This is a genomic window from Nostoc foliaceum FACHB-393 (genome assembly GCF_014698505.1).
Lineage (GTDB): Bacteria > Cyanobacteriota > Cyanobacteriia > Cyanobacteriales > Nostocaceae > Nostoc > Nostoc foliaceum_A.
In genome coordinates this window covers 69,590-89,866 of the sequence record NZ_JACJTD010000004.1, presented here as the reverse complement: position 1 = coordinate 89,866, position 20,277 = coordinate 69,590, and the positions used below count along the sequence as shown (strand labels likewise).

Here is a 20,277-nt window from a genome sequence, read left to right as displayed (position 1 = left end):
ATAAACACAAATAAACTGTATCAAAGTCTTACACAGTAATAATGAAATCTCTCTATAGCCTCTATTTTTATAGCAACTTGTTGAGATTATTTTTAACTAATAGCAGCTACAAAGTAGATAAGCATTAGTAATAGCTTTACAGATCAAAGCAGATATTTAGCATTAATTAGAGAAATATTTTAATTTGTTATTCATACATCCAGTCAGTCCATACTGATTTGTATTCAAACATATTATGATGACTATCAATGGTCTCTACTTACTACGGATACAGCGCTTCCGGCTATTATGCAATACAGTTTTTCTCCTTGCCCTCTCCTATCAAAGCTTTCAGATTTGGGGATGTACCTCATAGCTGCCGTAAGTGCTGTAACTAACGAGCTTAATGAGTTCTATTTACTAGAACACCAATTCAGTAATCCTGGAAGAACCTCTCCCCCAAACCCTCTCCGACGCAAAGAGGGGAGTTTGGCTCTCCCTTCCCTAGCAGGGAAGGGGGCTGGGGGGTTAGTTTTTTACTGAATTCGTATTGGACTTTTAAGGAGCAGGAGAGTTGCCAAGTAGTTGAAATCTTGTTGACCTTTATGCTTAAAATTGCACAAGAGGTTTATTTAGCATCTACTAAAAGCTAAAGTCAACCCTTTGCAGGACTCTGATAAGCAATGCTCACTGAAATTTTGCCTTTCCGCTTTGAGTTAAACACGATCGCGATCGCAGGAGCGAGTTTGTGGTCATTGGCGCTATATCTAGGTTTTTCCCCAGTCAATGAATGGGTAATCGAGCAACTCAACCGCTGGTTTAACTTTGCGGAGCGATCGCTTTACACCAGCCAGACAGAATTTGAAAAGACTCGTAAAGCCAGAGAATCCCAAAACGCTTTCTATGCATCATTATTCAGCATCTTGCCTTTTTTGGTAGTTGGTGCTTTATGTAACTGGGGTCTGGAAATTAGTTTAGGTGAGAGCTGGGGAATTAGTACAGGTATATTAGCTTGTATGGGTGCTGGCATTTATGAACTTGGGCGCAGGGATGGAGAATCTTCGGATTAATGAAGATCAGGGGGATGAGGGAGAAATTTATGACTTCTTTATCCTCTCTCTATTAAGCAACACTATGTAGGCGCAATAATACGTCCCTAATCCGAAAGATTAGATTTTTTTATTAGAATTATGGAGCATAGAAATTTATTAAAAATAAAATTATGAAAAAACTTTTAGTGAGCTTGGCATTAGTGTCAGCAAGTATTTGTACAGTACTATCTGTATCTGCTTTGTCAAATGCTTTGTCAGATCGTTGCTCAATTCAGAATCAACTTAGCACCCTTCCGCCCGAAATATTCCAAAAAATCTTTCCTGAAGAAACTAATCGGTTAACTATATTTCAAAAACGTCCGCTGACATCAGCTTCGGAAAAGGAGATTAGGCAAGCGGCTGTAAACTATACCCTTGCGAACTCTTGCCAATTTAAGATACTCAGTGGCACACCGGAAGCAATCTTTGCCCGTTCAATCAAAGCTGCTGAAATTCCTTCTACTGGTTTTGGTGAGTTTGAGTTTATGGGTAAAGAACCACCATTGATGTTAGTAGTAGTCAAAGGAAACTTTGACATTAGCGGCTTTCAAAGTTCAAATCCTCGTCGTTCAACAAAGTACACGGCTTATATTTTTGACCTACAGGCTGGTACACCAATTTTTTCAGCGACTGGATTGGCAGGAAAATACTTCCGTAATGCCCTTAATGACTCAACTTTGCCAGATGATTTAGAATCTGTTGATCTTTAATTGTTACTAAATTTCCTCACCAACAATCTGTGCTATTTTCTGGGCTGCACCGCTTTCGCCACGAATCTTGCGGAGTTTAGCGCGGATATCAGCCAATTTTTCTGGATGGGTTAAAAAGTCTACAACCATTTCCCCAATTTCTTGCGGTTGAAGTTTTCCCATAAGTTCTGGCACTATCTCTTCCTGTGCCCAGATATTTGGCCATGCTAATAAACCTTTGTGTCTCACAAATCTCAGGAATAACCAATTAATCACGTTGGCAAAGGATGTACCTACCCCTGGCAGATTTGCCAACAACCCAGGTAAACCATCCCAAGCACGCATGGCATCAAGTTGCTGTGTTGGCAGTAAAACAATCATTGGCATCCCTAAAGCACCGAGTTCGGCAGTGTTTGCCCCTACTGTAGTCAAGCAGATACAGCATTGGGATAATAAGTGATATGCAGGGTTTTCTTGCCACAGTTCCACAGTTAAGCCTGTTGTTGTTTTGAGCAATGCCTTGCTTGTAGCGTCCTTTGGGAAAATTAAGGAAGCACCGCCAAAGCCAAAGGTTTCAGCAATAGGGTTCTTTTGGGGATCGGCAAAACTAGCTAAAGTTTGTAAATCCAAAGTTGGGGCTACAGGAATCACAAATTTGGTTTGGGGCCTTTTTGCATGCACATATTCGGCAATGCCTAGACTTAATGGTACTCCTTGGGCTAATTTTGCCGCTTTTGATCCAGGCAGTAAACCAATCAATTCAGTTTTGAGTGATGGAGTGATAGGCAAAGGGGAATTTGAATCTAGGCTCTCCCCTGCTTCCCCTGCTGCTTCTACCATCAAATCACCAACAACAGTGAATTTGTGAGCATATTTCTGGGGGACACCAGCAGCAACTTCGGGTTTCATAACGCCAAAGCGATCAATCCAGTTATACCACCTAGCTGACCATTCGGCGTAAACTACTGTGCGATATCCGAGCTTTTTACCTATAACTACAGGGAAAATTTGATCGCCACCGAGGAAAACAACTACGCCCCGACTTCTCCAATCCCAATTCTCAAAGGTTTTACCCCAGAGCAAAAATTGCCAAAAATGCTCTGCTCCCTGAACTCTATCTACTTCTGGGTAAGAAAGAGCGATCGCACCTTCTTTACCACTAGCATTTGAGCAAGGTGATAATACCACAGAAATCCTTACTACAGAAGGGTCAGTCCCTAGTTCTTGCCGCAACGCTTTCACTACTGGACGCACCCAAGTTGTTACTTCACCTGGGCCATTTGAAAGGATGAGAATATCTACTTGAGTCATTAGTTAATCGTACATTCGGCAATTTGAAATAATTAAATAGCCATTTAGCTATTTAACTACTAAAAATAAATATTACAAAAACTTTACATAATAGTGAGCCATTACTTTTATGCAAAGTCAACAATTACAAAGAAATATTTCGTTTTTTATATCGATTTGTGTCATATAGGCGATAAAATGCCTACTGGGCAAGCGTTTTCTGATAAAAAACAGATATTGCCTAAAAGATCACAAGTTACCTGTGGCTGATGATGCCGCTAGGAACTTCCAGAGAGAACACGCATCAAAGGAGCCGAAGAAGCATGTTCACACACGTCAAGTCCACCATTAGACACATTGCGCCTGATAACTTACGCGGACGTAGTTTAATCAAGGTGGTCTATGTCGTGCTTGAGTCCCAGTACCAGAGTGCATTGTCGCAAGCGGTTCGCACGATTAACGCGAACAATCCCAACTTGGCGATTGAAATCAGCGGGTACTTGATTGAGGAACTCCGCGACCCAGAGAACTACGAAGAGTTCAAACGAGAAATTGAGAATGCGAATATCTTCATCGCTTCCCTTATTTTCATCGAAGACTTAGCACAGAAAGTAGTAGCAGCAGTAGAACCACACCGCGATCATCTGGACGTTTCTGTTGTATTTCCCTCCATGCCAGAAGTAATGCGCCTGAATAAAATGGGCAGCTTTTCCTTGGCACAGTTGGGTCAGTCAAAGAGTGTAATCGCCCAATTCATGCGGAAACGCAAAGAAAAATCCGGTGCGGGATTCCAAGATGGGATGCTGAAGCTTTTGCGAACGCTGCCGCAAGTGCTGAAGTTCCTACCAATGGATAAAGCACAAGACGCGCGAAATTTCATGCTCAGTTTTCAGTATTGGCTAGGTGGTTCACCAGAAAACCTGGAAAACTTCTTGCTGATGCTAGCTGATAAATATGTATTTAAAGGTTTAGAAAAACAAAATTTTGCACCTTCTACATACGAACAGCCGGTGGTTTATCCCGATTTAGGGATTTGGCATCCTTTGGCTCCCAGTATGTTTGAAGATGTCAGAGAGTACCTTAATTGGTACACAGCTCGTAAGGATATTTCTAGTGATCTTAAAGATCCCCTAGCTCCTTGTGTCGGGTTAGTATTGCAACGCACTCACCTTGTTACAGGCGATGATGCCCATTATGTAGCAATGGTGCAGGAGTTAGAAGCACTAGGCGCACGGGTACTACCTGTGTTTGCTGGTGGTTTGGATTTCTCCAAGCCTGTGGATGCTTACTTCTATGAACCAACTACCAATACACAATTGGTAGATGCAGTGATATCGCTGACTGGTTTTGCTTTAGTAGGTGGCCCAGCTAGACAAGATCATCCCAAGGCAATTGAATCACTCAAACGCTTAAACCGTCCTTATATGGTGGCGTTACCCTTAGTATTCCAAACCACAGAAGAGTGGATGGATAGCGATTTAGGGTTACATCCAATTCAAGTCGCTTTGCAAATTGCGATTCCTGAATTGGATGGGGCAATTGAGCCGATTATCTTATCGGGTAGAGATGGAACTACAGGAAAAGCGATCGCACTGCGCGATCGGGTTGAAGCGGTAGCCGAACGCGCCTTAAAATGGGCAAATCTGCGCCGCAAGCCGAAGCTGGATAAAAAAGTCGCCATCACCGTTTTCAGCTTCCCGCCAGATAAAGGCAACGTCGGAACCGCCGCTTACTTGGATGTATTCGGCTCCATCTACGAGGTGATGAAAGCTCTGAAAAATAACGGCTACGACTTGCCGGAATTGCCAGAATCCGCCGAAGCGTTGATGCAGGAAGTCATCCATGATGCCCAAGCGCAGTACAACAGCCCAGAACTGAACATTGCTTACAAAATGTCTGTTCCTGAGTATGAGGCGCTGACACCCTACTCTCAACGCCTTGAGGAAAACTGGGGCCCACCTCCCGGACATCTTAACAGCGACGGGCAAAACCTGTTGATTTATGGTAAGCAATTTGGTAACGTCTTCATCGGTGTACAACCTACATTTGGTTACGAAGGCGACCCGATGCGGTTGTTATTCTCCCGTTCAGCTAGTCCTCACCACGGTTTTGCTGCCTACTACACTTATTTAGAGCAAGTTTGGAAAGCTGATGCTGTACTGCACTTTGGTACACACGGTTCCTTGGAATTCATGCCAGGTAAACAGATGGGAATGTCTGGTGATTGTTATCCAGATAACTTGATTGGCTCAATTCCTAACTTGTATTACTACGCAGCCAATAATCCGAGTGAGGCGACAATAGCCAAACGCCGGAGTTACGCCGAAACAATTTCTTACTTGACACCGCCGGCAGAAAATGCTGGTTTGTATAAAGGTTTGAAGGAACTCAGCGAATTAATTGCTTCCTACCAAACCTTAAAAGATAGTGGACGCGGTGTTTCCATTGTTAACAGCATCATGGATAAATGCCGGATCGTGAATCTGGATAAGGATATTCACCTGCCAGAAACCGATGCCAGAGACATGAGTACCGACGATCGCGATAATATTGTTGGCAACGTCTACCGCAAGTTGATGGAAATCGAGTCGCGGTTGTTGCCTTGTGGGTTGCACGTCATTGGTAAACCGCCAAGTGCAGAAGAAGCGATCGCAACTCTCGTCAACATTGCTAGTCTAGAACGTCAAGAAGAAGGACTTCAAGGCTTACCGGGAATTATCGCCAACAGCATTGGGCGTAACATTGATGATATTTACCAAAATAATGACAGAGGCATTTTAGAAGATGTCCAGTTATTGCAAGATATCACTTTGGCAACCCGTGCAGCAGTTACCGCCCTTGTCCAAGAGCAAATCGACGCCGAAGGACGAGTTTCTTTGGTTTCCCGGTTGAATTTCTTCAACATGGGTAAAAAAGAACCTTGGGTAGAAGCATTGCATAAACTCGGCTATCCCAAAGTGGATGGCGCAGCCCTAAAACCATTATTTGAGTATTTGGAATTCTGCCTGCAACAAGTTTGTGCCGACAACGAACTGGGAGCATTACTCAAAGGCTTAGAAGGTGAGTACGTTCTACCTGGCCCAGGTGGCGATCCCATCCGCAACCCGGATGTATTGCCCACGGGTAAGAATATCCATGCACTCGATCCGCAATCTATCCCAACAACAGCAGCAGTACAATCAGCCAAAATCGTTGTAGACAGGCTTTTAGCACGTAATAAGGCAGAAAACGAAGGAAAATGGCCAGAAACTATCGCCTGCGTCCTTTGGGGAACCGATAACATCAAAACTTACGGTGAATCCCTAGCGCAAATTATGTGGATGGTAGGCGTGCGCCCAGTTCCAGATGCCTTGGGACGGGTGAACAAGTTGGAATTGATATCTCTAGAAGAGTTGGGACGCCCCAGAATAGATGTAGTAATCAACTGTTCTGGAGTATTCCGCGACTTGTTCATCAACCAAATGAACCTGCTAGACCAAGGGGTGAAGATGGCCGCTGAGGCGGATGAACCCTTAGAAATGAACTTTGTTCGCAAACACGCTTTGCAACAAGCCGAAGATATGGGGATTAATCTGCGTCAAGCAGCGACGCGCGTTTTCTCCAACGCTTCTGGTTCCTACTCGTCAAATATCAACTTGGCGGTAGAAAACAGCACTTGGGATAGCGAAGCCGAGTTGCAGGAAATGTATCTCAACCGGAAATCTTTCTCCTTCAATTCCGATAACCCCGGAATCATGGACGAATCCCGGCAGATTTTTGAAAGTACATTGAAAACTGCTGATGCAACTTTCCAAAATTTAGATTCTTCCGAGATTAGCTTAACGGACGTTTCTCATTACTTCGATTCAGATCCCACTAAGCTAGTGGCAAGTCTGCGGGGTGATGGTAAAAAACCAGCATCTTACATTGCAGATACAACCACAGCTAACGCCCAAGTGCGGACATTATCAGAAACCGTGCGCTTGGATGCGCGTACCAAATTATTAAATCCCAAATGGTACGAGGGGATGCTGTCTCACGGTTACGAAGGTGTGCGCGAACTCTCCAAGCGGTTGGTAAATACAACAGGTTGGAGTGCGACAGCCGGCGCTGTGGATAACTGGATTTATGAGGATACTAACGAAACCTTCATCAAAGATGAAGAAATGCAGAAACGGTTGTTAAACCTTAATCCCCATTCTTTCCGCAAGATTGTATCAACTTTGTTGGAAGTGAATGGACGCGGTTATTGGGAGACTAGCGAGGATAATTTAGATCGTCTACGCGAGTTGTACCAAGAAGTTGAAGACCGAATTGAAGGGATAGACTAGGTTTATACATAACCAATAAGACAGAAGGCACGGTAATACCGTGCCTTTCACATCTATATAATTTTTCACGAGATGCTGAAAAAAAATAGATTAGCGAAAGCTATTCGCAAACTGTTGACTTGGTTTTGAAGATACCGCTTATTATGAAAGACGAACTTAAAAAGAAAGTCCAGGCCTGGTTAGAAGAGCAAGGTTATCCTCTTGAAATGAAAGTAGCTAAAGCTTTTGCTGAATCAGATTTTGAAGTTAGGCAATCCTCTTTCTACATCGATCCTGAAAGCAATGAAGTTAGGGAAATTGATATTGTTGTTTGCAACTCTACTTATGTTATAGATGTCTTTGATGTGTACTTTGTGATTGAGTGCAAATCGGTATCAAGACCTTGGGTTTTATTCACATCTGAAAATACCTTCGCAAATTACAATAAATACTTTGCATACTGCCTATACTCTGAAGTTGGAAAGAAACTATTTATTAATAAAACTCTAGAAATTCTAGCGCGAGGAGATGTGCTTACTTGGTTTAATAAGAAAGGCCGTAATGGTTATTCTATGACTGAAGCATTCACATCCAGCATTGACAATACATACAAAGCTGCTATGAGTGCTTTAAAAGCCGCAGTTGCTTTAAAGATTTTGGCAGATGAAAATAAACGTCTAACATTTATTTTTCCAGTAATCGTAGTGGATGGCTCTCTGTTCGAGAGTTACTTGGATGTTGATGGTAAATTAGTTGTTGATGCAATTAAGAAAGGCTTTCTACATTTTCCTCGGCAAACTAAAGAAGTGACGGGAACAACTATTTACGTTGTTACTCTGGATTATGTGCCTGAGTTTATTGTGGAAGCTAAGAGAATAACAACAGAGTTAAAAGAACTACTTACAGATGTTACTTGGAATAATTATTCTTCATATGAGTAGTATACTGCTGTAGTCTAAGCTTTGAGTGCAATGGACAGTTTATTCAAGCTTAATCTGTGTATTCTTAAAGCTGTTTGAAAATGTGGAAAGTTATAGCTTCATTAAAAATTGAATGCCTACATAAAGCTATCGCTAACTCTTCCACAACAAGCGATCGCAACATACAAAAAAGACTCAAACTATGAGTGTATCCAACACTAACACTGTTAACGCTGGTAAAGACGGCAACCGCGCATCATTTGTCAAGAAAAATGATGCACCTCCACGAATAGCAGTAGCCATTTGAATAGCATCTGGGGTTCTTAAGTTATAATTTGCCCTTAATTGTGCTGCATTTTCAGCAATTTCAGGGAAAACTTCTATAGTAGTCAAACCTTGGGAATTAAATAGAATTTCACGATATTGTTGAGCTAATGCTGTGTTTCCTTGTCGCAAGGGATAGACTAACACTTCCGTGATAGTCAAAACTGATGTTACAACCCTAAAATCACCACGAAACATCGCTTCAAAAAAAGCATCTATAACATCTAAATAATTAGGATTTTCTTCAATAAAGTAAATTAGTGGAGCAGTATCCAAACCTACAATTTGCCCCTGTAGTTGGACTAGCCATTCCATGAATCACGTTCCTGATTAATGTATTCTTGAGCATCAATGCCATTCCAGATTTCTTTACCTAATCCACGTAATTCGAGGATGCTATGCTTTTGCTTAGGTATCATCGTCACCTGTTGACGAATTAAGCTTGACAATTCTTCAATTAAGCGTACTTGCTCTTCAGGAGTTAGGCTTTGAGCTTGCAATAGTACTTCTTGATAATTAGACATAAAATATTCACTGCCACTTCTCTGGACTTTAAGTCAAATATACACAGAAGACTGCGTTTCTTTATTTTATAAATAAACCTAGACAGGCTCGATATCTGCTTGTTTATCAGAATAACCATTGCGATCGCACTCACTCTTCCACAACAGCGATCGCCTTATTTTTGAGGTTTTCTGCAAGGCGATCGCTCCTCATAAACTATCGAAGCATAAAATTAAAGCATGACTATTCATAAAACACATATGCTAAAAACGCTTTGGGCTACTGTTCGGGAAGGAAAAATCGAATTGCTGGAATCAGAGGAATTACCAGAAGGGACAAGAGTGTTAGTGACGCTGCTTCCTGATGATGAAACTGAATTTTGGCTTCAAACCAGTCAAACATCACTCTCGTCAGTTTGGGATAACGCTGAGGATGATGTTTATGCCCAACTACTCTAAAAATGACATCATTTTGGTTCAGTATCCCTTTTCAGATTTGTCCAGTTCAAAGGTTAGACCTGCTGTTGTTGTAAGTGCGCCACACGTTTCTCAAGACATTTTAATCACGCCCTTGACGAGCAAAACTGGAGCATTGCTAGAAGGTGAGTTTGTCTTGTCTGAATGGGCAGCAGCAGGGCTAAACGTGGCTACAGCAGTCAAGAGAGGTTTATACACAGTTCATAAAAGCTTAGTTGTCAAAGTGATTGGTAAGTTAGCTGATGCTGATGCAGAACTTTTAGAGCAATCTTTGCGGTATTGGTTGGGGTTGTGATAGGAGTCAGCAATAGTATTGGCAACTTCACAAAATTGATAATTGATATCATGTTCGGTTGAAGACTTATCATTAGGACTGATGCGGGGACGTAAAGAGATTTTAATAATAAGTAATTACCCGAACTTGATATGAATGCCTAAACAAGGCGATCGCATATTCTTCCACAATAGGCGATCACTTGATTTTGAGGTTTTCTGAAAGGCGTAGGCGTAGCCCGTCGTAGACATCGCTCTTTATAATTATCAATTATCTTCACCAATGGCTTCCGTCCTCTACATTGATGCATTAGGTAGCTGGCAACTACAATAAATTTACTCTGAGGCTAATGATTTAGGGCTGATCTCAAACTGTAAATGGGAACGGTAGAAACAAACATCAAACTCCATAAAGAAGTTAACTTGCCCCAAAATCAGAGGTACGTTTGTAGCCTGTGTCCATGCAAATACAAGTTGTACAGCTTCAAATTGCCCAACTACTGCTTCAAGAACCACGACACGCGCCTCGTATTGAGCTAAATTACCTGTCAAACTCAATACAGTTGTCTGCTGTTCCCACACATACCCAAGCTCAACTCCTACTGAGTAAGGAAGCACATTCACGCTTGCTCCAGTATCCAACAGACCGGATGCGATCGCAGAACTTTGCTGGTAGATCAAAGTAAGGGGTAGATAGGGGCGGAAACTGGCTTCGCCCAATGCAACATCAATCGGGATAAAGGAATACCGTTGTGCGTTACGCATGGTCTTGAGTTTTAGCAGCTTGTAGCACTTTTAACATAGTATCTGCTGCTTCAACTGCATCATAAGGCGACCACACAGGATAGGACTGATCGGGCTTAATCAGCTCGGTTTCCTGTTGGGCTAACTCTGAGATTAAAACCTGCATAATATAAAACTTATCTGCTCGACTAAGTTCTCGCAAAGTGGAGATTAATTCTGCTGAAACCATGCAAAGCACTCTAGTAAATCAAGTCTGCTTCTTGATCATAGTTTATTCGTTGGGTTTAACTGCGTTTACCCCAAGCTACAACTAGAATAATCACGTCTGCAACTTACAGATGAGACAATTCAAGCAGCTAATAATGCGATCGCCTAAAATGGCATCATACAATCAGCGATCGCAACGGCAAAAAGACTCAAACTATCAGTTGATCCAACATTAACAAAGTATATGCAACGTTCAATTTGAGCGATCGCATTTGCTTGTTTGGCGATCGCATTTGCTTGTTTGGCGACAGCATTTGCTTGTTTGGCGATCGCATTTGCTTGTTGAGCGATCGCATTTGCTTGTTGAGCGATCGCATTTGCTTGTTGAGCGATCGCATTTGCTTGTTGGGCGACAGCATTTGCTTGTTGAGCGATCGCATTTGCTTGTTTGGCGACAACATTTGCTTGTTCGGCGATCGCATTTGCTTGTTGAGCGATCGCATTTGCTAATTGCGTTTATCCCCAAACAAGAGACAGATACAAATTAATAAGTAAAAACACATAGTAAATTTTGAATCCTAGGTCTAAATTAAATCCATAAAATTACTCTTATCACGCAGAAGAAAACGCCAGTATCTTGAAATAGAAGTATTCCAGGAATATCTCCCATGTCTTTAAAAACTCGCGGTTCTGCTGCTGTAGACAAAGCTCAACGCCGTCTCGCCCTGCTTAAATCCATCAATGGAAATCTAGATTTAGGTCATGGACTAAGCATTGAGGCTTACACCCACCTTATCGATAATACCCGTGCCACGCTAGAAGCTCATAATACGCTTTTGTCTAATCTTGAGGAATCCCGTAAGACGATAACTCAGATGGAGCAAACACTCTCGGAACTGTCTGAAAGGATGCTTACTGGAGTTGCGACTGTCTACGGTAGAAACAGCATGGAGTATTCAAAGGCAGGCGGCTCTACCCGAAAGCGGAGTACTAGTCAAAAATCTATTTCACAAGTTCCTTCAGTTGTTGCGGTTCCCACAACTCAACCCACCCAAACTGCAACTAACGGCAAAGGCCGCTTAAGCAATGTCTAAGTTTATTTTACTTAATAGGGCAACTATTATTCGTTAAGTTAATGTGGTAGCACAGCTAGTTGTGCTACCTTACTCCAAAATCCACGCAGCCTGAAAAAAGTCGCGTTCGCAAAACATCGCATAACGATAGGTTGAATGCACAACAGAATTGGTAGCGGCATAATTATCAACCAAATTTTCTAATTGTTGCGTTAGTGGTTGAAAATCTGCGCTGCTATAAGTACGAATCCAGTCTGCATATAGATGATTAGGAATGCCGTTAGCAGCTAACTTTTCTCCCAAAAAGGCATACAAACGCATACAGGGAGACATCGCCGCAGCAGTTAAACCCACATCTCCACCCCAAGCAGTTGCTAACAAAAAGTCAGTATAGCGGCGGGTGGCAGATGCGGGTTCCACGGAATGCAAATTGACTCCCCACTGGGAAGCATAGCCACTATGTAACCGTAGTTCTTCTAAAACTCCACTAACTAGGTTATGAAATGTGGTGAAACCTAACCAGTCTGGTGCTTTAGCTGCGGCAATACTGTACGCACGGGCAAAAGCTTCTAAAAAAAAAGCATCTTGCCCTACGTAGTAAGCAAATTTAGCTTGCTCAAGAGTACCATCGCCAATGCCTTGAACGAAAGGATGCTCTAGGCAAGCTTGGGCTAAGTCTTGATTTGCAGCCCATAATTCTTGAGATAAAGTCATTTGTTATTTGTCATTTGTCATTTGTTATTATCCCTCTGTTGTTTCAATCACTCTTAAAAAGGGAAGAACTGGAGCAATACTGAGCCTAGACTTCCTAAAAAGTCAACAAAACTGGGGCTGCCAGCGCTTACCTTCTCATTTACGGGCGTTTGCAGTTCTTTAATAAAAGCTTGGGCTGTTTGTGTTCCAAGGCTGTTGTTTTGGGATGTAAACAATTTTTCAGCAACTTGGGCATCTTGGAATGCACCTTGTCTATCTAATACTTGGTAACGAGCAACACCACGAGCTAAATAAGCACCCGCATATTCTGGTTTAATAGCGATCGCTTGATTAAAATAATTAATTGCTTGCTGTTGGTTGCCTTTTTGTGCTTCTGCTACACCCAAAGTATAAAATTCTTCTGGTGAAGCAATTTGTGATGGTATACCAACTGCACCTTGGAAGTTAGTCCCATTCAAGTAAGCACCAGTCAGTTCTGCATTTGCTAAATAGGCATTTCTCAAATCAGCACCCGCCAAATTTGCCCCACTAAATTTAGCTTGGCTCAGGTTAACACCAAATAAACTAGCACCACTCAAGTTTGCACCCCGCAAATCTGCGCCGCTCAAGTTTGCCCGGCTGAGGTTAGCACCTGTGAGATTAGCACCGCTCAAATTGGCTCCAGATAAGTCAGCCATCACTAAACCTGCACTAGTCAAATCACAGTTTTGACATTGTTTGGTAGCCAATAACTGTCTAACGTGTTCAGAATTTGCTGCTTGTACGCTTGTTGTCAAACTAATCGTGGTTAAAAAGGCAGCTATGGCTAAAATTTGGTTCTTCATATTCGTGTAATATTTATTACTCAATATTCAACGTTAACTGAGATGGATTTATACCTCAGCCTATGATATGAGCAATCTAAACAGTTTGCCCTCTGTAGTTGCCTATATCACTTGTAAATTTGAGTAAACACTCATTGGTTGTGCAAGTTTACTATCTTCTAATTTTTTGTTCCTCAGGAGTCATGCTTTAGCCTTGCTGTAGTACTTTTTGATAATTAGACATATAGCAGTTACCGCACAGATCAAGTACAAAAAAAATCATTAACCACAGATGAACATATATTCTCCTAGGGGTGCACAGCTGTGCTTTAAGTCAAATATACACAGATGCATTTTTTGATTTTACAAAGAAGCGATGTCTAACGACAAGCCGCTATGCGTCTACGTTTGATGCTTTGACTCAGGAACACATCTCTCTTTTTGCTCCTGTATACCCTGATTTTAAATAAATATGAGACTATAGAAGCATTAAGACAGCCATAAAAACGTGAGTCAGCAAGACAAACTCTTAGAAAAGATCCTCTCTGGGACTTCTGATACAGACATCCCTTTCGCCCAACTGTGGCAACTCTTATATACACTAGGCTTTGATGAACGGATTCGTGGCGATCATCGTATTTTTATCAAAGCCGATGTTGAGGAAATATTGAATCTGCAACATAAGAAGGGAAAAGCCAAAAGCTATCAAATTAAACAAATTCGTGCAGTAATTCTCAAGTATAAGCTAGGAAGTAAAAATGATGTTTCGCTATGAAATTATTCTCTACTGGAGTGAATTAGATCAAGCCTTTATTGCTGAAGTACCAGAATTACCCGGCTGCGCTGCTGACGGTGATACTTATCAAGAAGCTCTGCATAATGTAGAATTAGTTATGCAGGAATGGATAGAAACTGCTAAGGATTTAGGGCGTTCAATTCCTCAGCCTAGACCGCGTTTGATGTACATTTAATTGATACACAAGCTCAGTCAAACTGATTTTTAAGCATCATCAGAAATATTTGACACCATTTGAGATTCGGACGAGAAAAGTTTTCGCTAAAAGACCTAGAAAATTCTATTGGCTGCCATCATTGTATGTAATACCAATTCTGTATGAAGACGCACATAAAAAGACCCCCTGTAGTCCCCCCAAGGCATCGGCTACGGTGTACACACATCTTTGTATAAAATCAAAATCGTTGAAGATCCCCCTAAATCTCCCTTTTTAAGGGGGACTTTGAAGGGCTTTTGCCCCCCAATTTATCGGGGGGTTGGGAGGATCAAAAGCTTGTGGGGCAATGTTAAAAGACTTGTGTGTACACCATAGCCGGGGGGTAAATATATCCAGCTTCACCAAGAAACGGTATAAGTTATAACCCAATACAGTTCAGATAAGACCAAAAAAATTGTAGAGACGGCGATTTATCGGGTCTCGAAAACCCAAAATTCTATACCAGTAGCGCTTAACTGAACCGTATTGAGTTATAACCAATGTGCTTTAGGTTTACTGATTTGCAGATGACAGAGAAAGTCTAATTAAAAAGGTTAGTTACTGGCAACCTTACAAATCACCATAATATGTGATTTGTATTTGTCAATACTATAGTGGACAAGTTGCAGTCCAGAACGTTCTAGTTCTTGCAAAAGTTTAGGGATTTCATACTTATGATGTCGCCAAATAGTAATTTCTTCACCTTCAAAGATTTCAATCTTTTTATCTATCCCCATCCGACTGAAGTTTATAGTGTAATTATGAAGAAGTTTCATATTAGCAACTATACTATCTGTTTTTAAATCATACTTTCTTACCAATTCACAATCTTCAGACTTAATCCCAATCTTGCTTTTAACCCATCCATATATTTCTTCTACGTGATACTTGCAGCCACCTCTGACGTTTCCATCCCATTTAGAGTTAGAACCAGTTTCATTGGTGAATACCAAAAAGTCATTTTTTCCCATGCTATCTCTAAAGTTTTTTAGTACCTCATCTCTATTTTGATGATTACCGATGGTAACACCTAAGTGGAAAAAGATTTTTGCTGCGTCGTCAATTTCAATACCAGTTTCATTTTGGAATAATTCTTTGGGTACACAACTATTTTCTATATCAATTGTGGAACTGATGAACTCGATAAGAGGAAACCACTTTGTAAAATTATTTCTAGATAAATGAAGCAATTCTTCGCTAATATCTAAAGCAAGATATTTATTAACCTTTCCCAATTTATTAAGTTTTTGAATAAAATTTTTAACTGGATATGAATTTCCTGCACCAACGTCTACAATATTTATTTTTTTACCACTTTGAATATTGTCATTCAAGTATTTAAAGTTGTCCTTTAAAAGATCAATTTCTACATTCGATCTTCGATACCATGTAGGAATAATGTATCTTAGATAAAAATCGTCCCAGATTTTTGCACCTCTACCTTTATAAGAATACTTTAGAGGGATTTCTCGCCTGACTTCTAATGCATGAATTATCCCTAAAACTTCTTCTTCAGAAAAAATAGAGTAGAACTCAGAACTTGGCTTTGCTGTGCAATTGATAGCAGTTGACATATCCGAGGGAAGTTGGGAATTGCTATGAAAATTTTGAGCCATTATTCTTGTTCTTTGGTTTTCTTCAATATTTAAATGGATTAGCCGCAATGCTTGCCAAAGAGGTATTTTCCCATACTGTTGTCCCAGAATTCGGAGTTTTCACCAAGGCGGCGGGAAGCCCACTTGCTTTTTGGGGTGTTCGGGATAGCCGCCCCGCCGCCGTTAACTGATGACGGTTGACGGTTAACAGTCACAGTTAACGTGAAATTCCATCCCCTTTTAGGTGTGGGATGAGCTTAACAGAGATATAGAGCACTCTCAACTGGCCAATTGGTTTTTTACAATCAAAGTGCGAGATAATTTTCCAAAGATACAGGGGTAAATTCCAGTGGTTCAGCAACCAGAACTCCAGGAAACTTCGTCGATACAGTCAATCCAGCGCGTGCTTAAGAGTTTAAGCACTTACCGATGGACTTCGCTGGGAGCATTAGTCAGCCTGTTGTTGTTGACGATCGCAAACGCAGTTACCCCACAACTATTTCGGTGGGGAATTGATCAGGGCATCATCAAACAAAACTTACAAATTGTGCTATATAGCGCCGCCTGGATGGTACTCGCCGCGATCGCTCGTGGTGTATTTAACTTTGGACAAAGCTATTTAGCAGAAGCAGTGTCTCAAGGTGTAGCCTATGACTTGCGAAACAAAATTTTCAGCAAAATTCAAAATCTCAGTTTCAGTTATCATGACCAAGCGCAGACTTCCCAACTGTTAACCCGTGTCACTAGCGATATTGAGCAGATCCGTACCTTTGTGGGCACTAGCTTAATTCAGGTTATTGGTTCACTTGTAACATTGGTGAGTATTTCGGTAATTTTGCTGGTGATGAACTGGGAACTAGCACTGATTACGCTAACATCAGTGCCTATCGCTGCATGGTTGATGGCACAATTTGTCACTCGGAATAACAAACTTTTTCGGCAAGTACAAGAGCAACTAAGCGACCTCAATGCTGTATTGCAAGAGAACTTACTAGGAATACGGGTGGTGAAAGCGTTTGTACGGGAATCAACCGAAAGGTCGCGTTACACGACCCTAAATGATGGTCTAGTCAGGGCAAACATGAAGACCATTAGCGCCATCCATAATACCTTCCCGTTTATCTTTTTGGTGAGTAACTTGGTAACACTGGCAGTTTTCGGCTACGGGGGAGCGCAAGTGATTGGAAATCGGTTCTCCATTGGCGAACTGGTGGCGTTTAACTCCTACCTAGCCTTGATTCTCCAACCAATTTTGTTGATTGGATTTGCTGCACCTGCGATCGCTCAATCAGCTGCTTCCGCCGAACGTGTCTACGAAGTTGTAGATGCGGAGGTAGAAATTCGTGATTGCCCTGGTGCTGTCCTATTTGAAACCTGTGTTGGTAGAATCACCTTTGAAAATGTTTCCTTTCGCTATCCAGGAGCCAGCACCGAAACTCTCAAAGAAGTTTCCTTTGAAACAAAGCCCAAAGAGCTAATCGCCGTTTTAGGGATGACTGGTTCCGGGAAAAGCACAATTATGAACTTGCTTGCCCGCTTTTACGATGTCACAGGGGGAGCAGTTCGCATTGACGGACGAGATGTCAAAGGTTTCACCCTCAAAAGCCTCAGATCGCGGATTGGTATTGTATTTCAGGAAACCACCCTCTTCTCTGGCACAATCCGCGAAAATATTGCCTACGCCAAACCCGATGCAACTCTAGATGAGGTGATTCAGGTTGCAAAAACTGCCCAAATGCACGATTTTATTATCGGTTTACCCAATGGCTACGAGACGATTGTAGGTGAACGGGGCGTGGGCTTATCTGGTGGGCAAAAACAAAGAATTGCGATCGCTCGTACCTTACTGACCGATTACAGTATTCTAATTTTGGACGATAGTACCTCGGCTGTAGATGCCCAAACAGCTGCCCAGATTCAAGCCGAACTAGATGGCTTAATGCGCCAAAAAGCTTGTACAACTTTTGTAGTAGCTCAACGCATTAGCACTGTAAAGAATGCCGATCGCATTTTTCTCATGGATAAAGGACGATTGGTGGCACAAGGCACCCACGAGGAATTGATGCAAACCAGCCCGCTCTACGGTGTGATTTTGGAATCTCAAGTAAAGCCGAAGGAGAAAAAATGAGAAGCACAGTTCCCATTGTTGCATCTGAGCAGGCGAGTCAGCAAATTTCCACCCTGCGACGCTTTTTGCAATATCTGCTACTCTATCGCAAAGAAATTCCCATCGCCCTGACATTAGTATTTATTGGTGCTGTCACCCAGGCAATTGGGCCGTTTTTCCTCGGTTGGTCGATTGATCGTCTGATTGCACAAGGAAATTTGCAAGGACTGCTACTGTTATTAGGGCTACTAGCACTAAACTACGGACTTGGCGTTTTAGCAATCCGGGGTCAAATTATTCGAGTCGGCTGGATTATGCAGCGATTGCTGGCTCAACTGAGACAAGACATTTTCATTAAAATCCAAAGTTTGCCCCTCAGCTTTTTTGATCGCAGTGAAGCGGGCGATTTAATGAGCCGCCTGCTGAATGATGTCAATACTGTAAATCAGGCATTTGGTCTGACGATCGCGCAAATGCTGGGCAACACTTTCAGTTTGATCGGCATCATCATTGCGATGCTCTCAATCAACCTGCAACTCGGTTTGTTGAGCAATCTGGTTGTACCACTGATGATTTTTACCACAAGCTTGTTTGCACGTTGGGCAAGAGCCAGATTTCGTGTCACCCGACAAACCATTGGGGAGCTTTCCGCCAAGTTGGAAGAAGATATTGGCAGCGTCCGAGAAGCACAGGCATTTAATCGTGTACAGATGAATATTGAAGAATTTGACACTCTCAACGCTGCTAATCGTGATGCCAACGTCGAGGCTGTGGCAATTACTTCTGCCTTTTTACCCTCCATCGATTTTCTCAACACACTCGCAACAGCAGGCGTGCTGGCCTATGGTGGCTATCTTGCGGTCACCGGAGCTGCAACAGTGGGTGTGGTGACATCCTTTTTACTTTACGTACAGCAGTTCTTCCGGCCGATTCAAATTCTCAGCCAGTTTTACACCCAAGCTCAATCTGCCTTTGCCGGATTAGAGCGAATCTTTCTATTGCTAGATGAACCGTCACAACTCCAAGACGCACCCGATGCGACAGAAATGCCGCCCATTCAGGGGGAGGTGACATTTGAGAATGTTAAGTTTGGCTACAACCCAGATCAATTGGTTCTCAAAGGAGTGAATTTGCACGCCTATCCAGGGCAGATGGTTGCATTAGTAGGGCCGACCGGTTCGGGAAAAAGTACAATTATTAACTTGATTTTGCGCTTCTATGATGTATCTGGCGGTGCAGTGAAAATTGATGATATTGATGTGCGTAGCGTTACTCAAGCAAGTCTGCGGCGACAAATTGGCATCGTCCTGCAAGACAATATTCTGTTCACTGGCACCGTCGCCGAAAACATAGCCTTTGGCGCTGCCCATGCTACCCAAGCTGATATCGAAGAGGCTGCACAGTTGGCAAATGTGCATGAGTTCATTACCTCACTTCCACAGGGTTATACAACTCAATTGGGTGAACGAGGAGCGCCCTTGAGCCAGGGACAGCGACAACTAATCAGTATTGCCCGTGCGGTGTTGATTAACCCCCGAATTCTGATTCTCGATGAAGCCACCAGCAGCATTGACACGCGTACAGAAGCGCTAGTACAAACTGCGATCGCTCGCTTGCTGCAAGGTCGTACCAGCTTCGTGATTGCCCACCGTCTCAGTACAGTTACTCAGGCAGATCAGGTATTAGTAATTCAGCAGGGAGAAATTGTCGAGCAGGGTACTCACGCCGAACTGATCAATCAGCAAGGTGTCTATGCGAACCTCTATGCCCTGCAACTGGGTGCACCAGACACAATGGTTCTTCAAAATGATAAGTAGAATATATATAGCTCTAATTTATCAATTGCCAGCAAAGAAATGAAGCTACCTGACCTCGATTCACAAACCGTCGATCGCATCATTGAAATGGCATGGGAAGATAGAACATCTTTTGATGCCATTGAGGCTCAGTTTGGGTTGCTGGAAAAACAGGTAATTGCCTTAATGAGGCGCGAAATGAAAGAATCTAGTTTCCAGATGTGGCGAGAGCGAGTTACCAAACGCAGTACAAAGCATTTATCTAAGCGCGAATTTATTGCAGGTCGCTTTAAATCGCAGAATCAAAAAACGTGATTGATGTGTTCAATCAAAATATGGTTCAGAACCATCAGAAGCTAAAATGCTCTAGAAGGAATAAGCCTGCGATCGCGCTTTGCATTGCCGCAGGCA

22 protein-coding genes are annotated in these 20,277 nt (G+C 42.3%); 13 read left to right on the top strand and 9 right to left on the bottom strand.

The genetic code is table 11. From position 1 onward, the window contains the following. Positions 1 to 662: 662 nt before the first annotated feature. Together H6G92_RS05695 and H6G92_RS05690 are read left to right on the top strand one after the other, a co-directional pair. Positions 663 to 1,049: a hypothetical protein gene (locus tag H6G92_RS05695; RefSeq protein ID WP_190891652.1), complete on the top strand. Its 387-nt coding sequence runs from the start codon at positions 663 to 665 to the stop codon at positions 1,047 to 1,049. Between the two features lie 152 nt (positions 1,050 to 1,201). Then, the gene (locus H6G92_RS05690; protein WP_190891649.1) at positions 1,202 to 1,780 is read left to right on the top strand and encodes a hypothetical protein; all 579 of its coding nucleotides are present in this window, start codon (positions 1,202 to 1,204) and stop codon (positions 1,778 to 1,780) included. A gap of 6 nt (positions 1,781 to 1,786) precedes the next feature. Here H6G92_RS05690 and H6G92_RS05685 read toward each other — a convergent pair whose 3' ends face one another. Continuing rightward, positions 1,787 to 3,070, bottom strand: a complete 1,284-nt coding sequence (locus tag H6G92_RS05685) for a lipid-A-disaccharide synthase (RefSeq protein WP_190891647.1) — start codon at positions 3,068 to 3,070, stop codon at positions 1,787 to 1,789. Between the two features lie 302 nt (positions 3,071 to 3,372). Between H6G92_RS05685 and H6G92_RS05680 the strand changes: the two genes are divergently transcribed. Both H6G92_RS05680 and H6G92_RS05675 read left to right on the top strand, forming a co-directional pair. After that, entirely contained in the window at positions 3,373 to 7,359 is a 3,987-nt protein-coding gene (locus H6G92_RS05680; protein WP_190891644.1) for a magnesium chelatase subunit H, read from the top strand. A 143-nt stretch (positions 7,360 to 7,502) separates the two neighbouring features. Then, the gene (locus tag H6G92_RS05675) at positions 7,503 to 8,279 is read left to right on the top strand and encodes a hypothetical protein (protein ID WP_190891642.1); all 777 of its coding nucleotides are present in this window, start codon (positions 7,503 to 7,505) and stop codon (positions 8,277 to 8,279) included. 174 nt (positions 8,280 to 8,453) lie between these two features. On the opposite strand, the gene H6G92_RS05670 is transcribed toward H6G92_RS05675, so the two are convergent. Both H6G92_RS05670 and H6G92_RS05665 read right to left on the bottom strand, forming a co-directional pair. Then, complete coding sequence (locus H6G92_RS05670) at positions 8,454 to 8,897, bottom strand: type II toxin-antitoxin system VapC family toxin (protein WP_190891640.1); 444 nt, start codon at positions 8,895 to 8,897, stop codon at positions 8,454 to 8,456. Then, complete coding sequence (locus H6G92_RS05665) at positions 8,885 to 9,106, bottom strand: hypothetical protein (RefSeq protein ID WP_190891631.1); 222 nt, start codon at positions 9,104 to 9,106, stop codon at positions 8,885 to 8,887. Before H6G92_RS05665 ends, H6G92_RS05670 begins: the two co-directional genes overlap by 13 nt. A gap of 219 nt (positions 9,107 to 9,325) precedes the next feature. Here H6G92_RS05665 and H6G92_RS05660 point away from each other — a divergent pair, with 219 nt between their 5' ends. Both H6G92_RS05660 and H6G92_RS05655 read left to right on the top strand, forming a co-directional pair. Then, positions 9,326 to 9,544: a hypothetical protein gene (locus tag H6G92_RS05660; protein ID WP_242059052.1), complete on the top strand. Its 219-nt coding sequence runs from the start codon at positions 9,326 to 9,328 to the stop codon at positions 9,542 to 9,544. Beyond that, on the top strand, positions 9,528 to 9,857 hold the full coding sequence (locus tag H6G92_RS05655) for a type II toxin-antitoxin system PemK/MazF family toxin (RefSeq protein WP_190891626.1): 330 nt from the start codon (positions 9,528 to 9,530) through the stop codon (positions 9,855 to 9,857). Before H6G92_RS05660 ends, H6G92_RS05655 begins: the two co-directional genes overlap by 17 nt. A gap of 314 nt (positions 9,858 to 10,171) precedes the next feature. Here the strand turns inward: H6G92_RS05655 and H6G92_RS05650 are convergent, their stop codons facing one another. From H6G92_RS05650 to H6G92_RS05640, 3 genes are all read right to left on the bottom strand, one after another. Further along, a complete protein-coding gene (locus tag H6G92_RS05650) occupies positions 10,172 to 10,600 on the bottom strand; it encodes an aspartyl protease family protein (protein WP_190891624.1) in 429 nt (142 codons plus the stop codon). Further along, the gene (locus H6G92_RS05645) at positions 10,593 to 10,808 is read right to left on the bottom strand and encodes a hypothetical protein (protein ID WP_190891621.1); all 216 of its coding nucleotides are present in this window, start codon (positions 10,806 to 10,808) and stop codon (positions 10,593 to 10,595) included. The genes H6G92_RS05650 and H6G92_RS05645 overlap by 8 nt, the downstream gene beginning before the upstream one ends. A gap of 187 nt (positions 10,809 to 10,995) precedes the next feature. Beyond that, the gene (locus H6G92_RS05640; RefSeq protein WP_190891619.1) at positions 10,996 to 11,289 is read right to left on the bottom strand and encodes a hypothetical protein; all 294 of its coding nucleotides are present in this window, start codon (positions 11,287 to 11,289) and stop codon (positions 10,996 to 10,998) included. Positions 11,290 to 11,454: 165 nt separating this feature from the next. Between H6G92_RS05640 and H6G92_RS05635 the strand changes: the two genes are divergently transcribed. Further along, a complete protein-coding gene (locus H6G92_RS05635; RefSeq protein ID WP_190891617.1) occupies positions 11,455 to 11,880 on the top strand; it encodes a hypothetical protein in 426 nt (141 codons plus the stop codon). 69 nt (positions 11,881 to 11,949) lie between these two features. Here the strand turns inward: H6G92_RS05635 and H6G92_RS05630 are convergent, their stop codons facing one another. After that, positions 11,950 to 12,573 carry a TenA family protein gene (locus H6G92_RS05630; protein ID WP_190891615.1) on the bottom strand — a complete coding sequence of 208 codons (624 nt, stop codon included), beginning with the start codon at positions 12,571 to 12,573 and terminating at the stop codon, positions 11,950 to 11,952. A 53-nt stretch (positions 12,574 to 12,626) separates the two neighbouring features. Then, positions 12,627 to 13,397, bottom strand: a complete 771-nt coding sequence (locus H6G92_RS05625) for a pentapeptide repeat-containing protein (protein WP_190891613.1) — start codon at positions 13,395 to 13,397, stop codon at positions 12,627 to 12,629. 487 nt (positions 13,398 to 13,884) lie between these two features. Here H6G92_RS05625 and H6G92_RS05620 point away from each other — a divergent pair, with 487 nt between their 5' ends. Continuing rightward, positions 13,885 to 14,151, top strand: coding sequence for a type II toxin-antitoxin system HicA family toxin (locus H6G92_RS05620; protein WP_190891610.1), 267 nt, complete (start codon positions 13,885 to 13,887; stop codon positions 14,149 to 14,151). After that, positions 14,135 to 14,347: a type II toxin-antitoxin system HicB family antitoxin gene (locus H6G92_RS05615; RefSeq protein ID WP_190891608.1), complete on the top strand. Its 213-nt coding sequence runs from the start codon at positions 14,135 to 14,137 to the stop codon at positions 14,345 to 14,347. The genes H6G92_RS05620 and H6G92_RS05615 overlap by 17 nt, the downstream gene beginning before the upstream one ends. A 575-nt stretch (positions 14,348 to 14,922) precedes the next feature. Here H6G92_RS05615 and H6G92_RS05610 read toward each other — a convergent pair. Continuing rightward, complete coding sequence (locus tag H6G92_RS05610) at positions 14,923 to 15,984, bottom strand: L-histidine N(alpha)-methyltransferase (protein ID WP_190891606.1); 1,062 nt, start codon at positions 15,982 to 15,984, stop codon at positions 14,923 to 14,925. A gap of 47 nt (positions 15,985 to 16,031) precedes the next feature. Between H6G92_RS05610 and H6G92_RS40190 the strand changes: the two genes are divergently transcribed. The 4 genes from H6G92_RS40190 (at position 16,032) to H6G92_RS05595 (ending at position 20,181) form a co-directional block, all read left to right on the top strand. After that, a complete protein-coding gene (locus H6G92_RS40190) occupies positions 16,032 to 16,154 on the top strand; it encodes a hypothetical protein (protein ID WP_277926723.1) in 123 nt (40 codons plus the stop codon). 158 nt (positions 16,155 to 16,312) lie between these two features. Beyond that, the gene (locus tag H6G92_RS05605; protein ID WP_190891604.1) at positions 16,313 to 18,091 is read left to right on the top strand and encodes an ABC transporter ATP-binding protein; all 1,779 of its coding nucleotides are present in this window, start codon (positions 16,313 to 16,315) and stop codon (positions 18,089 to 18,091) included. Further along, entirely contained in the window at positions 18,088 to 19,887 is a 1,800-nt protein-coding gene (locus tag H6G92_RS05600) for an ABC transporter ATP-binding protein (protein ID WP_190891602.1), read from the top strand. The genes H6G92_RS05605 and H6G92_RS05600 overlap by 4 nt, the downstream gene beginning before the upstream one ends. A gap of 39 nt (positions 19,888 to 19,926) precedes the next feature. After that, a complete protein-coding gene (locus H6G92_RS05595) occupies positions 19,927 to 20,181 on the top strand; it encodes a TIGR03643 family protein (protein ID WP_190891600.1) in 255 nt (84 codons plus the stop codon). The last annotated feature ends 96 nt before the right edge of the window (positions 20,182 to 20,277 follow it).